Raw genomic sequence first — 13902 nt, forward strand, 5'->3', positions numbered from 1 at the left:
AGATGGGGATTTGCGGATGAAATTAACAACAGGTAAGGCACTGCTGGCGGGTTGTATTGCGATGGCCATGAGCCAGGCGGCCATGGCGAAAGACATCAAGGTGGCGATCGTCGGGGCGATGTCCGGCCCGGTCGCGCAGTATGGCGACATGGAGTTTACCGGCGCGCGCCAGGCGATTGCCGACATCAACGCCAAGGGCGGCATCAAGGGCGACAAGCTGGTTGGCGTGGAATACGACGACGCCTGCGACCCGAAACAGGCGGTTGCGGTCGCCAACAAGGTGATCAACGACGGCATTCGCTACGTGATCGGCCACCTGTGCTCCTCGTCTACCCAGCCGGCGTCCGATATCTATGAAGACGAAGGCGTGATCATGATTACCCCGGCGGCCACCAACGCCGATCTGACCACCCGCGGCTACAAGATGATCCTGCGCACCACCGGCCTGGACTCGGATCAGGGCCCGACCGCCGCCAAATACATTCTCAGCGACATCAAGCCGAAGCGCATCGCCGTGGTGCACGACAAGCAGCAATACGGTGAAGGCCTGGCCCGCTCGGTGCGCGACAGCTTGAAAAAACAGGGCACCGAAGTGGCGATGTTCGAAGGCATCACCGCCGGCGACAAAGACTTCTCCACCCTGGTGGCGCGCCTGAAGAAAGAAAATATCGATTTCGTGTACTTCGGCGGTTACTACCCGGAAATGGGCCAGATCCTGCGTCAGGCCAAGCAGGCCGGGTTGACCACCCGCTTCATGGGGCCGGAAGGCGTGGGCAACTCCTCGCTGTCCAACATCGCCGGGGCCGCTTCGGAAGGCATGCTGGTGACGCTGCCGAAACGCTACGACCAGGTGCCTGCCAACCAGCCGATCGTCGATGCATTGAAAGCCAAGAAGCTGGATCCGACCGGCCCGTTCGTCTGGACCACCTATGCCGCACTGCAGTCGCTGACCACCGGCATGGAGCGCAGCGGCAGCCAGGAGCCGGCGGACATCGTCAAGGATCTGAAAACCGGCAAGCCGGTGGAGACCGTGATGGGGCCGCTGACCTGGGATGACAAGGGCGATCTGAAAGGCTTCGAGTTCGGCGTGTTCGAATGGCATGCCAACGGCACGTCCACACCGATCAAATAAGCCATAATGATTAGGGTGGGGCGCAGCCCGCTGCGCCCGGCGGGTCGGCTTGCCGGCCCCGTCTCCCTTTACCCGCCGGTTCTCCGCCGGCGGGTTTCGCAGCCAAGGGTTCAGAGTATGTCAGAGCAGCTCCTCTATTTTCTGCAGCAGATGTTCAACGGCTTAACGTTGGGCAGCACCTATGCATTGATCGCCATCGGTTACACCATGGTTTACGGCATCATCGGCATGATCAACTTCGCCCACGGCGAGGTGTACATGATCGGTAGCTATGTCTCCTTTATCGTCATCGCCGCCCTGATGATGCTCGGCATCGACGTCGGCTGGTTGCTGATCGGCGCCGCGTTCCTGGTCTCGATCGTCATCGCCAGCGCCTACGGCTGGAGCATCGAGCGGGTGGCCTACAAGCCGGTGCGCAACTCCAAGCGCCTGATTGCGCTGATCTCGGCCATCGGCATGTCGATATTCCTGCAAAACTACGTCAGCCTGACGCAGGGCTCACGCGATCTGGCGCTGCCCAGCCTGGTGACCGGCCAGTGGGTGCTGGGGGAAAGCAACGGCTTCGCCGCCACCATCAGCACCATGCAGCTGATCATCTGGCTCGTGACCTTCCTGGCGATGCTGGCGCTGACGCTGTTTATCCGCTATTCGCGCATGGGCCGCGCCTGCCGCGCCTGTGCGGAAGACCTGAAGATGGCCAGCCTGCTGGGCATCAACACTGACCGGGTGATCTCGCTGACCTTCGTCATCGGGGCGGTGATGGCGGCGGTGGCCGGGGTATTGCTCGGCCAGTTCTACGGCGTCATCAACCCTTACATCGGCTTTATGGCCGGTATGAAAGCCTTCACCGCCGCGGTTCTGGGCGGTATCGGCAGCATTCCCGGCGCGATGATCGGCGGCCTGGTGCTGGGCGTGGCGGAAGCGCTGACCTCCGCCTACCTCAGCACTGAATATAAAGACGTGGTGTCGTTCGCGTTGCTGATCGTGGTGCTGCTGATCATGCCGACCGGCATCCTCGGGCGTCCGGAGGTTGAGAAAGTATGAAACTCAATCTGCTCAATGCGCTGATCGCCACGGCGGTGCTGTTCGTGATGGCGTCGTTCCTGATGGGCATGCAGCTCAGCCTGGACGGCACCAAGCTGGTGGTGCACGGCGCGGCGGAAGTACGCTGGATGTGGATCGGCATCGGCTGCGTCATCGTCTTTTTCTTCCAGCTGTTGCGCCCGCTGCTGCAGCAGGGATTGAAAAAAGTCTCCGGCCCGGCGCTTGTGCTGCCGAGCTTCGACGGCACCACGCCGCGGCAAAAGCTGCTGGCGGCTCTGCTCATCGTCGCGGCGGTCGCCTGGCCGTTCCTGGTCTCGCGCGGCACGGTGGATATCGCCACCCTGACGCTGATCTACGTGATGCTGGGCCTCGGCCTCAACGTGGTGGTGGGCTTGTCTGGTCTGCTGGTGCTCGGCTACGGTGGTTTCTACGCCATCGGCGCCTACACCTACGCGCTGCTGAATCACTATTACGGCCTCGGCTTCTGGGAGAGCCTGCCGCTGGCGGGCATCGTCACCGCCGCCTTCGGCTTCCTGCTCGGTTTCCCGGTGCTGCGTCTGCGCGGCGACTATCTGGCAATCGTGACGCTCGGCTTCGGTGAGATCGTGCGCATCCTGCTGCTGAACAATACCGAGATCACCGGCGGGCCGAACGGCATCAGCCAGATCCCGAAACCGACCTTCTTCGGCCTGGAGTTCAACCGCAGCGTGCGCGACGGTGGTTGGGATACCTTCCATAACTTCTTCGGCCTGAAATACGATCCGAGCGATCGCATCGTGTTCCTGTATCTGGTGGCACTGCTGCTGGTGGTGCTGACGCTGTTCGTCATCAACCGCCTGCTGCGCATGCCGCTGGGGCGCGCCTGGGAAGCGCTGCGCGAAGACGAGATCGCCTGCCGCTCGCTGGGCCTCAGCCCGACGCGCATCAAGCTGACCGCTTTTACCATCAGCGCCGCTTTCGCCGGGTTTGCCGGCACGCTGTTCGCCGCGCGGCAGGGGTTCGTCAGCCCGGAATCCTTCACCTTTGTCGAGTCGGCCTTCGTACTGGCGATCGTCGTACTGGGGGGCATGGGCTCGCAGTTCGCGGTCATTCTGGCGGCGATCCTGCTGGTGGTGTCGCGCGAGCTGATGCGCGATCTGAATGAATACAGCATGTTGCTGCTGGGTGCGCTGATGGTGCTGATGATGATTTGGCGGCCGCAGGGGCTGTTGCCGATGAAACGGCCGCAGCTGAAGCTGCAGGCGGCGGACATTCACGCGGGTAAGGGGGAGCAGGCATGAGCGTTCAACCTTTGCTGCAGGTGGAGGGCCTGTCGATGCGTTTCGGCGGGCTGCTGGCGGTCAACAACGTGGCGTTGACGCTGAACGAAGGCGAAATCGTGTCGCTGATCGGCCCCAACGGTGCCGGTAAGACCACGGTGTTCAACTGCCTGACCGGTTTTTACCGCCCGACCGGCGGCACCATCAAATTGCGCGATCGCCACCTGGAAGGATTGGCGGGGCAGGCCATCGCCCGCATGGGCGTGGTGCGCACCTTCCAGCACGTGCGGCTGTTCCGTGAAATGACGGTGATCGAAAACCTGCTGGTGGCGCAGCATCAGCACCTGAAAAGCGGCGTGTTCGCCGGGCTGTTGAAAACCCCGGCCTTCCGCCGCGCCGAAGCTGAAGCGCTGGCGCGCGCGGCGGAGTGGCTGGAACGCGTCGGCCTGCTGGAGATGGCCAACCGTTCGGCGGGCAACCTGGCCTATGGGCAGCAGCGGCGGCTGGAGATCGCTCGCTGCATGGTGACCCGGCCGGAGCTGCTGATGCTGGACGAACCGGCCGCCGGCCTCAACCCGAAAGAGACCGACGAGCTGGATCACCTGATCGTCGAGTTGCGCGATCGGCATAAGGTATCGGTGCTGCTGATCGAGCATGACATGAAGCTGGTGATGGGCATTTCCGACCGCATTTACGTGGTGAATCAGGGCACGCCGCTGGCGCAGGGCACACCGGCGGAGATCCGCAACAACCCGGACGTGATCCGGGCTTATTTGGGCGAGGCTTAAGACTGTGTCCCATCATTGTTCGCGGCATCGTCGCAGACCCAAAAACCCGCTATCAAGGCGGAAGATGAAGAACATAGCGGGACTATGTTCGAATCTGACAACGCAGAGAGCGGGTTTTTGGGGCGCGACCCGCAGGGCTGGGGCTATTTCGCCGCGCCGCTGCGTTACTCACCGTTTATTTGGCCCACCAAACCTCACGGCTCGCGCCTTGCTGCGCAGCGAAATAATCACCAGCGATGCTCACGCACAATGATGGGGCGCAGTCTTTATGTTGTCATTCAATCAGGTATCCGCCCATTACGGCAAAATTCAGGCGCTGCATCAGGTCAGTCTCACGATAAGCCAGGGCGAAATCGTGACGTTAATCGGCGCCAACGGCGCCGGTAAAACCACGCTGCTCGGCACCCTGTGCGGCGAGCCGCGCGCCAGCGAAGGCAGCATCGTCTTTCAGAACCAGGACATCACCCAGTGGCAAACCTCGCGCATCATGCGCGAAGCGGTGGCGATCGTGCCCGAAGGGCGGCGCGTCTTCTCGCGCATGACGGTGGAAGAAAACCTGGCGATGGGCGGCTTCTTCGCCGATCGCCGGCAGTATCAACAGCGCATCGAACGGGTGTTCACTCTGTTCCCGCGCCTGCTGGAGCGCCGAAGCCAGCGCGCCGGCACCATGTCCGGCGGCGAGCAGCAGATGTTGGCCATCGGCCGCGCGCTGATGAGCCAGCCGAAGCTGCTGCTGCTCGACGAGCCCTCGCTCGGGCTGGCGCCGATCATCATCCAGCAGATTTTCGACATCATTCAGCAGCTGCGGGAAGAGGGCATGACCATCTTCCTGGTGGAGCAAAACGCCAATCAGGCGCTGAAATTGGCGGACCGCGGTTATGTGCTGGAAAACGGCCGCGTGGTGTTGGAAGATACGGGGGCTGCATTGTTAGCCAACGAAGCAGTGAGGTCGGCGTATCTGGGCGGTTAATCCGCCCCCCTACGAATTAAAATAATCAGGTACGAGAAGAAGAAATGAAGACAGAAGGGTTACTCGCGCAGCGCATCGTTAACGTAAAAAGTTCGGCCATCCGTGAATTGCTTAAGCACAGCAAGATGGAACACGTCATTTCGCTGGCGGGCGGCATCCCCTCTGATGCGTTGTTCGATTTCGAAGGATTGAGCATTGCCACCCAGCAGGCGATCACCGAACAGCCGAAAAGCGCGTTCCAGTATGGCCTGACCGAGGGCAGCCCGCTGCTGCGTGAGCGCATTTGCGCGCTGTGCGCCGAGCGCGGCGTCACCGCTGATGCGGAAGAGGTGATGGTCACCGCCGGCTCGCAGCAGGCATTGGATTTGGTGATGCGCGCCATCGTCAACCCCGGCGACGTGTTCGTGGTGGAGCGCCCGACCTACCTGGCGGCGTTGCAAACGCTGGAGCTGGCGGAAGCCAGCATCATGTCGGTCTCGTCCGACAGCGACGGCATGGTGGTGGAAGAGCTGGCCGAGCTGCTGAAAACCCAGCGCATCAAGGGCGTGTACGTGGTGCCGAACTTCGGCAACCCCAGCGGCATCACCCTGAGCGCCGCGCGCCGCGAACTGCTGGTGAAGCTGGCCGCCGAACATAACTTCCTGATCATCGAAGACGATCCGTACGGCGAGCTGCGTTTCACCGAAGAGCGCCACCCGACGCTGCATCAGGTGTCGCAGCGGGTGCTGGGCAACACCGACCATATCATCTATACCTCGACCTTCTCCAAGATCCTGGCGCCGGGCCTGCGGTTGGGCTGGGCGATCCTGCCGCCGTTCCTGTTGCATAAAGTGGCGATCATCAAGCAGGCGGCGGATCTGCACGCCAGCGCGCTGTCGCAGAGCATCGTCGAATGCTACCTCGGCCTGGGCCGCCTGCCGGCGCAAATCGACAAGATCCGCGCCGCCTACAAACAGAAGGGCGAGATCCTGGCCGGTTTGGTGGAGCAGGAGCTGGGCGACTACATCACCTTCGATAAGCCGAAGGGCGGCATGTTCCTGTGGGCACGTTTCCGCCAGCCGTTCAACGCCACCGAATGGCTGAACGCTACCCTGCAGCAGGGCGTGGTGTTCGTGCCGGGGGAATACTTCTTCTCCGACAACCCGGATCGTTCGACCTTCCGCCTGTCGTTCGCCACCGCCACCGAACAGCAGATGCAGGAAGCGGTGGCGCGTCTGCGCCGTTCGCTGTAATCCTCGCGGCGGCGGAGCCCATGCCCGCCGCCGACATCAAACCGCCATCTTCACTTCACCTTGCCGTCATGTGGCTGTCATGTAACGGTTATTTTTCTGTCATCCGCGCATGGCATGTTAGCTTCCGAACAAAAAATTGATTCTTTTCGCTCACGCGCTTTTACACCAGCTTTTTTCAGGAGTTAGGCATGCTCACCTACGCTATTCGCAAAACCACGCTGTGCGTCGCGTTGACCCTGGCGGTCAGCACTCAGGCGCTGGCGGCGACCGAGATCCCGTTCTGGCATTCGATGGAAGGCGAACTGGGTAAGGAAGTGGATTCCCTGGCGGATCGCTTCAACCAGTCGCACAGCGACGTCAAGATTGTGCCGGTTTATAAAGGCAACTACGAACAGAGCCTGGCGGCGGGCATCGCCGCTTACCGCTCCGGCAAGGCGCCGGCGATCCTGCAGGTTTACGAGGTGGGCACCGCCACCATGATGGCCAGCAAGGCCATCAAACCGGTCTACGAAGTGTTTAAAGAGGCCGGCATCAACTTCGACGAGTCGGTGTTCGTGCCGACGGTAGCCGGCTATTACACCGACAACAAGAGCGGCCATCTGCTGTCTCAGCCGTTCAACAGCTCCACGCCGGTGCTGTACTACAACAAAGACGCCTTCAAGAAGGCCGGCCTGAACCCGGACCAGCCGCCGAAAACCTGGCAGGAGCTGGCGGCGGATACTGCCAAGCTGCGTGAGGCCGGCATGAAGTGCGGCTACGCCAGCGGCTGGCAGGGCTGGATCCAGCTGGAGAACTTCAGCGCCTGGCACGGCGTGCCGTTCGCCAGCGAAAACAACGGGTTCGGCGGCACCAACGCCAAGCTGGAGTTCAACAAGCCGCTGCAGGTCAAGCACATCGAGCTGCTGGAGGCGATGAACAAGAAGGGCGATTTCACCTACTTCGGCCGCAAAGACGAATCCACCGAGAAGTTTTATAACGGCGACTGCGCCATCACCACCGCTTCTTCCGGTTCACTGGCGGACATCAAACACTACGCCAAATTCAACTATGGCGTCGGCATGATGCCGTACGACGCCGACGCGAAAAACGCGCCGCAGAACGCCATCATCGGCGGGGCCAGCCTGTGGGTGATGAATGGCAAAGACGCCGCCACCTACAAGGGCGTGGCCGAGTTCCTGCAGTACCTGGCGCAGCCGGAAATCGCCGCCGAATGGCACCAGAAGACCGGCTATCTGCCGATCACCACCGCGGCTTACGATCTGACCAAGCAACAGGGCTTCTACGACAAGAACCCGGGTGCCGACGTCGCCACTCGCCAGATGCTGAACAAGCCGCCGTTGCCGTTCACCAAGGGCCTGCGCCTGGGCAACATGCCGCAGATCCGCAGCGTGGTGGATGAGGAGCTGGAAGGCGTGTGGACCGGTAAGAAAACGCCTCAGCAGGCGTTGGACGCCGCCGTGCAGCGCGGTGACGTGCTGCTGCGCCGTTTCGAAGCATCAACCAAGTAACCCTGCGTCGCGGGCCCGTCCGATCGGGCTCGCGTCTTCACGCCGATCCTTCCGTACCCGATTAATGGTCTAACTGCTATGTCATCTTCCCGTCCCGGTTTCGGCTGCAGCTGGTTGCCCTATGCGTTGGTGTTGCCGCAGCTGCTGATTACCGCCGTCTTCTTTTTATGGCCCGCCGGCGAGGCGCTGTGGTATTCGGTGCAGAGCCTCGATCCGTTCGGCCTGTCCAGCCAGTTTGTCGGGCTGGATAACTTTAAGCAGCTGTTTCAGGATCCTTACTATCTCGACTCGTTCTACACCACGCTGATCTTCAGCTTCCTGGTGGCGGGCATCGGGCTGGCGGTGTCGCTGTTCTTCGCCGCGCTGGTGGACTACGTGCTGCGCGGCAGCCGCCTCTATCGCACGCTGATGATCCTGCCCTATGCGGTGGCGCCGGCGGTGGCGGCGGTGCTGTGGATCTTTCTGTTCAACCCCGGCCTGGGGTTGATCACCCATTTCCTCAACGGACTGGGCTATAACTGGAACCATGCGCAAAACAGCGGCCAGGCGATGTTCCTGGTGGTGCTGGCCTCGGTATGGCAGCAGATAAGCTATAACTTCCTGTTTTTCCTCGCGGCGCTGCAATCGATCCCGCGCTCGCTGGTGGAGGCGGCGGCCATCGACGGCGCCGGCCCGGTGCGGCGTTTCTTCCATCTGGTGCTGCCGCTGATCGCGCCGGTGAGCTTCTTCCTGCTGGTGGTCAATCTGGTGTACGCCTTCTTCGATACCTTCCCGGTGATCGACGCCGCCACCGGCGGCGGGCCGGTGCAGTCCACCACCACGTTGATCTACAAGATCTACCGCGAAGGCTTCGCCGGATTGGATCTCTCCAGCTCTGCCGCGCAGTCGGTGATCCTGATGCTGCTGGTGATCGGCCTGACGGTGATCCAGTTCCGCTTTGTTGAACGTAAGGTGCGCTATCAATGATTGAGAATCGACGCGGGCTGGATATCTTCAGCCATGTGATGCTGATTATCGGCGTGCTGGTGGTGCTGTTCCCGCTGTACGTGGCCTTTGTCGCCGCCACGCTGGACGACAAGCAGGTGTTTCAGGTGCCGATGACGCTGGTGCCCGGCGGCCACCTGTGGGAGAACATCCGCAATATCTGGCAGGGCGGCGTGGGCAACCTCAAGGTGCCGTTCTCGCTGCTGCTGCTGAACAGCGTGATCATGGCGCTGGCGATCACCTTCGGCAAGATCGCGGTGTCGGTGCTGTCGGCTTACGCCATCGTGTACTTCCGTTTTCCGCTGCGCAGCCTGTTCTTCTGGCTGATTTTCCTCACCCTGATGCTGCCGGTGGAGGTGCGTATTTTCCCGACGGTGGAGGTGATCTCCAACCTCAACCTGCTGGACAGCTACACCGGCCTGACGCTGCCGCTGATGGCCTCGGCCACCGCGACCTTCCTGCTGCGTCAGTTCTTCATGACGTTGCCGGATGAGCTGCTGGAGGCGGCGCGCATCGACGGCGCCGGGCCGATGCGTTTCTTCTGGGACATCGTGCTGCCGCTGTCGAAAACCAATCTGGCGGCGCTGTTCGTCATCACCTTTATCTACGGCTGGAACCAATACCTGTGGCCGATTCTGATCACCAGCGACGCCTCGATGGGCACCGCGGTGGCGGGCATCAAGAGCATGATCTCCACTTCCGGCGCGCCGACCCAGTGGAACCAGGTGATGGCGGCGATGATTCTGACTTTATTGCCACCGCTGGCGGTGGTGCTTCTGATGCAGCGCTGGTTTGTGCGCGGTCTGGTTGATAGCGAGAAATAACGACGATGGCAGGATTAAAACTACAGGCGGTCACCAAGTCTTACGACGGTAAAACGCCGGTGATCAAACAGATCGACCTCGATGTGGCGGACGGCGAATTCATCGTGATGGTCGGCCCGTCCGGCTGCGGCAAATCCACGCTGCTGCGGATGGTGGCCGGGCTGGAACGCACCACCAGCGGCGATATCTATATCGATACCCGGCGCGTGACCGATCTGGAGCCCAAGGATCGCGGCATCGCGATGGTGTTCCAGAACTACGCGCTCTATCCGCACATGAGCGTGTACGACAACATGGCCTACGGCCTCAAGATCCGCGGTTTCGGCAAGGATCATATCCGCCAGCGGGTGGAGGAGGCGGCGCGCATCCTGGAGCTGGAGCCGCTGCTCAAACGCAAACCGCGCGAGCTTTCCGGCGGCCAGCGCCAGCGCGTGGCGATGGGGCGCGCCATCGTACGCGAGCCGGCGGTATTCCTGTTCGATGAGCCGCTGTCCAACCTGGACGCCAAGCTGCGGGTGCAGATGCGCCTGGAGCTGCAACAGCTGCATCGTCGTCTGAAAACCACCAGCCTGTACGTGACTCACGATCAGGTGGAGGCGATGACGCTGGCGCAGCGGGTCATCGTAATGAACAAGGGCGTGGCGGAGCAGGTCGGCACCCCGAGCGAAGTGTACCAACGGCCGGCTTCGCTGTTTGTCGCGGGCTTTATCGGATCGCCGGCGATGAACCTGCTGCCCGGCACCCTCAGCGCCGACGGCGGCCAGCTGCTGCTGGCGGACGGCATGGTGCTGCCGTTGCCGGCGGCCAAACCTCAGTGGGCGGGGCGGCAGTTGACGTTGGGCATTCGGCCGGAGCATATTCAGCGGGTGGCGCAAGGCCAGGGCGTGCCGCTGCAGCTGCAGACGCTGGAACTGCTGGGGGCCGACAATCTGGCGCACGGCCAGTGGGGCGGCCACGGGGTGATCGCGCGGCTGTCGCACGAAACCTTGCCGGCGGCGGGCAGTACGCTATATTTGCAGCTGCCTGCTCAGGCGCTGCACTTCTTTGACACCCACAGCGGATTACGGATGGATTGATGACTAGACCCTGGCCTTACCCTCATATCGTCGCCCACCGCGGCGGCGGTTCTCTGGCGCCGGAAAACACCCTGGCGGCGATCGACGTCGGCGCGCGCCACGGCCACAAGATGATCGAGTTCGATGCCAAGCTGGCGCAGGACGGGCAAATTTTCCTGCTGCACGACGACACGCTGGATCGCACCAGCAACGGTTGGGGCGTGGCGGGCGAACTGCCGTGGGACAAACTGGTGCAGCTGGACGCCGGCAACTGGTACAGCTCGGCCTTCAAGGGCGAGCGGTTGCCGCTGTTGTCGGAGGTGGCGGAACGCTGCCAGGAACACGGCCTGATGGCCAATATCGAGATCAAGCCGACCACCGGCAGCGACGATGAAACCGGCCGGGTGGTGGCGCTGGCGGCGCGGCTGCTGTGGCAAGGGCAGACCGATCCGCTGCTCTCTTCCTTCTCGGTAGAAGCGCTGGCGGCGGCGCAGCGCACCGTGCCGGATTTGCCGCGCGGCCTGCTGCTCGAGGACTGGGACGACAACTGGCGCGAGCTGACCGAACGCCTGGACTGCGTCTCGCTGCATATCGATCACAAAGCGCTGACCGCCGAGCGGGTAAAAGCGTTGAAAGACGCCGGGTTGCGCATTCTGGTGTACACCGTCAACCAACCGGATCGCGCGCGCCTGCTGCTCGACTGGGGCGTTGACTGCATTTGCACCGACCGGATAGATTTGATCGGCCCGGATTTTTAATCCGGCACCGATGAATCCCGCGACGACAAGCCTTGCCGCCGCACCACCGGAAGGAATGCGATGCCTGGCTTTATCCTGTCACTCTGGCACCAGATCGTGCTGTCTTTACCGCTGTTCGTCCTGATTGCGTTGGGTTATGGGTTGATTCGCTGGGGGAAATGGCCTGCCAGCATCACCGATGGCCTGACGCGTTTCGTGTTTTCCCTCGCCTTGCCCGCCATGCTGTTTCGCATGATGTGCGACTTCTCGCAGCGCCCGGCGGTCGACGCCCGGCTGCTGATCGCGTTCTTCGGCAGTTGCCTGATCGTGTTCGTGCTTGGCCGCCTCGTCGCCCGGCATCTCTTCCGGCTGGATGGCGTCGCCGGATCGGTGTTTGCGCTGGGCGGTATTTTCTCCAATAACGTGATGCTCGGCTTGCCGATCGCCGGCGTGATGCTGGGGGAGGCGGCGATCCCGTCGGTGGCGCTGGTGCTGGTGTTCAACGGCCTGATCCTGTGGACGCTGGTGACGGTGTCGATCGAATGGGCGCGCAACGGTTCGCCGACGCTGAGCGGCTTCGCTAAAACCGCGCGTAGCGTGCTGACCAATCCGCTGATCGTCGGCATTCTGTCCGGCACTCTGTTCAGCCTGACCGGCCTGCCGCTGCCGACCTTCGTCGATCGGCCGGTCAGCATGCTCGGCCAGGTGGCGGCGCCGCTGTCGCTGGTGGTGCTGGGGATGGGGCTTGCCGAGTACCGCATCAGCGAAGGCTGGCAGCTGAGCAGCGCCATCTGCGTGCTGAAGTTGCTGGTGCAGCCGCTAGTGATTTGGCTGCTGGCCTGGATGATGGATCTGCCGCCGATGGAAACCCGCGTTGTGGTGCTGCTGGGATCGATGGCGGTGGGGGTGAACGTCTACCTGATGTCGCGCCAGTTCAATACGCTCACCGGCCCGGCCGCCACCAGCCTGGTGATGTCCACCGTGCTGGCGGCGATCACCACGCCGCTGATCCTCACCGTTATGGGCGTACGGGCGTAGCCGGCATCGGTGCCTGCGGTACCGCCGGTGCGGTGCGATTGAACGGATCGCGCGGCTGATTGCCGTTAGGCAGCAGTTGCCCGCCGTTCGGCGTGGTTTGCATCAGCTGTTGCCGCTGATTGTCGAACTGCCGCTGTTGCTGCTGGCGGCGTTGGTCCATTTGTTGATTGTTCAACTGGCGCTGTTGCTGGGCCTGCTGGCTGCTTTGGTTGAGAACCTGCTGCTGTGAACGCAGATCGGTTACGCCGTTGGCCGCCGCAGCCAGGCCGGGCAGCCACAGCAGGGCGAACAGGATGTGAGAAGTTTTCATGATGGTTACCTCGCCTTTTTATTAAGCCTAACCCAGCGGTGAAATTTTGCCGGTAGTTTATATTTTGTTCTGATGTAAACCGCCTTTTCACCAACGCGGTGCGCATCTTCCGTTACAATCGCCCTTTCGGTCTTTTTAGGGTGAACCCATCGTGCTGCTTTTGGTTATAACCACCATTCTGTGGGCATTTTCTTTCAGCCTGATTGGCGAGTACCTGGCGGGCCACGTCGACAGCGGATTCTCGGCGCTGGTGCGCATCGGGCTGGCGGCGCTGGTGTTTTTGCCGTTTCTGCGTTGGCGCAACATCAAACTCAAGGTGATCCTGCTGTATATGCTGGTGGGCGCCTTCCAGCTGGGCATCATGTACCTGTTCAGCTTCCGCGCCTATCTGTACCTGACGGTGCCGGAATTCCTGCTGTTCACCGTGCTGACGCCGCTGTACATCACGCTGATCTACGACTTGCTGAGCGGCCGGCGTCTGCGTTGGGGCTATGTCTTCAGCGCGTTGCTGGCGGTGCTGGGCGCGGCGATTATCCGCTATCACCAGCTGAGTGAGCATTTCTGGTGGGGGCTGCTGTTGGTGCAGGCGGCGAATATCAGCTTCGCCATCGGCATGGTCGGCTATAAGCGCTTGATGGAAGTGCACCCCTTGCCGCAGCACACCGCTTTTTCCTGGTTCTACCTGGGGGCTGCGGCAGTGGCGGTGGTGGCCTGGTTCCTGTGGGGCAATCCGCAGCAGCTGCCGACCACCAATCTGCAGTGGGGCGTGCTGATCTGGCTGGGCGTGGTGGCGTCGGGGCTGGGCTACTTCATGTGGAACTACGGCGCGACGCAGGTGGATGCCGGCACGCTCGGCATCATGAACAATATGCATGTGCCGGCCGGTTTGTTGGTCAACCTGGCCATCTGGCAACAGCAGCCGCATTGGCCGAGCTTTATCATCGGCGGGGCGGTGATCGTCGCTTCGCTGTGGGTGCATCGCCGCTGGGTGGCGCCGAAACAGCTTGGCTAAGCGGGCGGG

Annotated in this window: 14 protein-coding genes; 13 read left to right on the forward strand and 1 reads right to left on the reverse strand. The window is 62.0% G+C overall.

The features are described from left to right. Positions 1-16: 16 nt before the first annotated feature. The 12 genes from C3F38_RS03335 to C3F38_RS03390 all read left to right on the forward strand — a co-directional run bounded on the left by C3F38_RS03335 (position 17) and on the right by C3F38_RS03390 (position 12571). The gene (locus C3F38_RS03335; RefSeq protein WP_025304902.1) at positions 17-1132 is read left to right on the forward strand and encodes a branched-chain amino acid ABC transporter substrate-binding protein; all 1116 of its coding nucleotides are present in this window, start codon (positions 17-19) and stop codon (positions 1130-1132) included. Between the two features lie 117 nt (positions 1133-1249). Then, positions 1250-2176: a high-affinity branched-chain amino acid ABC transporter permease LivH gene (livH, locus tag C3F38_RS03340; RefSeq protein WP_038874154.1), complete on the forward strand. Its 927-nt coding sequence runs from the start codon at positions 1250-1252 to the stop codon at positions 2174-2176. Beyond that, positions 2173-3456 carry a high-affinity branched-chain amino acid ABC transporter permease LivM gene (locus C3F38_RS03345; protein ID WP_038874155.1) on the forward strand — a complete coding sequence of 428 codons (1284 nt, stop codon included), beginning with the start codon at positions 2173-2175 and terminating at the stop codon, positions 3454-3456. Before livH ends, C3F38_RS03345 begins: the two co-directional genes overlap by 4 nt. Then, positions 3453-4223 carry a high-affinity branched-chain amino acid ABC transporter ATP-binding protein LivG gene (gene livG, locus C3F38_RS03350; protein WP_038874156.1) on the forward strand — a complete coding sequence of 257 codons (771 nt, stop codon included), beginning with the start codon at positions 3453-3455 and terminating at the stop codon, positions 4221-4223. Before C3F38_RS03345 ends, livG begins: the two co-directional genes overlap by 4 nt. A 268-nt stretch (positions 4224-4491) precedes the next feature. Then, the gene (gene livF / locus C3F38_RS03355) at positions 4492-5193 is read left to right on the forward strand and encodes a high-affinity branched-chain amino acid ABC transporter ATP-binding protein LivF (protein WP_038874157.1); all 702 of its coding nucleotides are present in this window, start codon (positions 4492-4494) and stop codon (positions 5191-5193) included. Between the two features lie 44 nt (positions 5194-5237). Next, a complete protein-coding gene (locus C3F38_RS03360) occupies positions 5238-6425 on the forward strand; it encodes a PLP-dependent aminotransferase family protein (RefSeq protein ID WP_047729390.1) in 1188 nt (395 codons plus the stop codon). Positions 6426-6613: 188 nt separating this feature from the next. Beyond that, the gene (gene ugpB, locus C3F38_RS03365; RefSeq protein WP_049195230.1) at positions 6614-7933 is read left to right on the forward strand and encodes a sn-glycerol-3-phosphate ABC transporter substrate-binding protein UgpB; all 1320 of its coding nucleotides are present in this window, start codon (positions 6614-6616) and stop codon (positions 7931-7933) included. 78 nt (positions 7934-8011) lie between these two features. Then, on the forward strand, positions 8012-8899 hold the full coding sequence (gene ugpA, locus C3F38_RS03370; protein ID WP_015376293.1) for a sn-glycerol-3-phosphate ABC transporter permease UgpA: 888 nt from the start codon (positions 8012-8014) through the stop codon (positions 8897-8899). Further along, entirely contained in the window at positions 8896-9741 is an 846-nt protein-coding gene (gene ugpE, locus C3F38_RS03375) for a sn-glycerol-3-phosphate ABC transporter permease UgpE (RefSeq protein WP_019455301.1), read from the forward strand. The genes ugpA and ugpE overlap by 4 nt, the downstream gene beginning before the upstream one ends. A 5-nt stretch (positions 9742-9746) precedes the next feature. Further along, positions 9747-10817 (forward strand): sn-glycerol-3-phosphate import ATP-binding protein UgpC, encoded by a 1071-nt coding sequence (locus tag C3F38_RS03380; protein WP_055317335.1) that lies wholly within the window; start codon positions 9747-9749, stop codon positions 10815-10817. Continuing rightward, positions 10817-11554 (forward strand): glycerophosphodiester phosphodiesterase, encoded by a 738-nt coding sequence (ugpQ, locus tag C3F38_RS03385; RefSeq protein ID WP_047729384.1) that lies wholly within the window; start codon positions 10817-10819, stop codon positions 11552-11554. The genes C3F38_RS03380 and ugpQ overlap by 1 nt, the downstream gene beginning before the upstream one ends. A gap of 60 nt (positions 11555-11614) precedes the next feature. Beyond that, complete coding sequence (locus tag C3F38_RS03390; RefSeq protein ID WP_048232414.1) at positions 11615-12571, forward strand: AEC family transporter; 957 nt, start codon at positions 11615-11617, stop codon at positions 12569-12571. On the opposite strand, the gene C3F38_RS03395 is transcribed toward C3F38_RS03390, so the two are convergent. Beyond that, positions 12552-12881, reverse strand: coding sequence for a hypothetical protein (locus C3F38_RS03395; protein ID WP_055313831.1), 330 nt, complete (start codon positions 12879-12881; stop codon positions 12552-12554). The genes C3F38_RS03390 and C3F38_RS03395 overlap by 20 nt on opposite strands. Positions 12882-13032: 151 nt before the next feature. On the opposite strand from C3F38_RS03395, the gene C3F38_RS03400 reads away from it, so the two are divergent. Next, positions 13033-13893, forward strand: coding sequence for a carboxylate/amino acid/amine transporter (locus C3F38_RS03400; protein WP_048232416.1), 861 nt, complete (start codon positions 13033-13035; stop codon positions 13891-13893). Positions 13894-13902 lie beyond the last annotated feature (9 nt).

This window comes from Serratia sp. SSNIH1 (assembly GCF_002935055.1).
Taxonomy (GTDB): domain Bacteria; phylum Pseudomonadota; class Gammaproteobacteria; order Enterobacterales; family Enterobacteriaceae; genus Serratia; species Serratia nevei.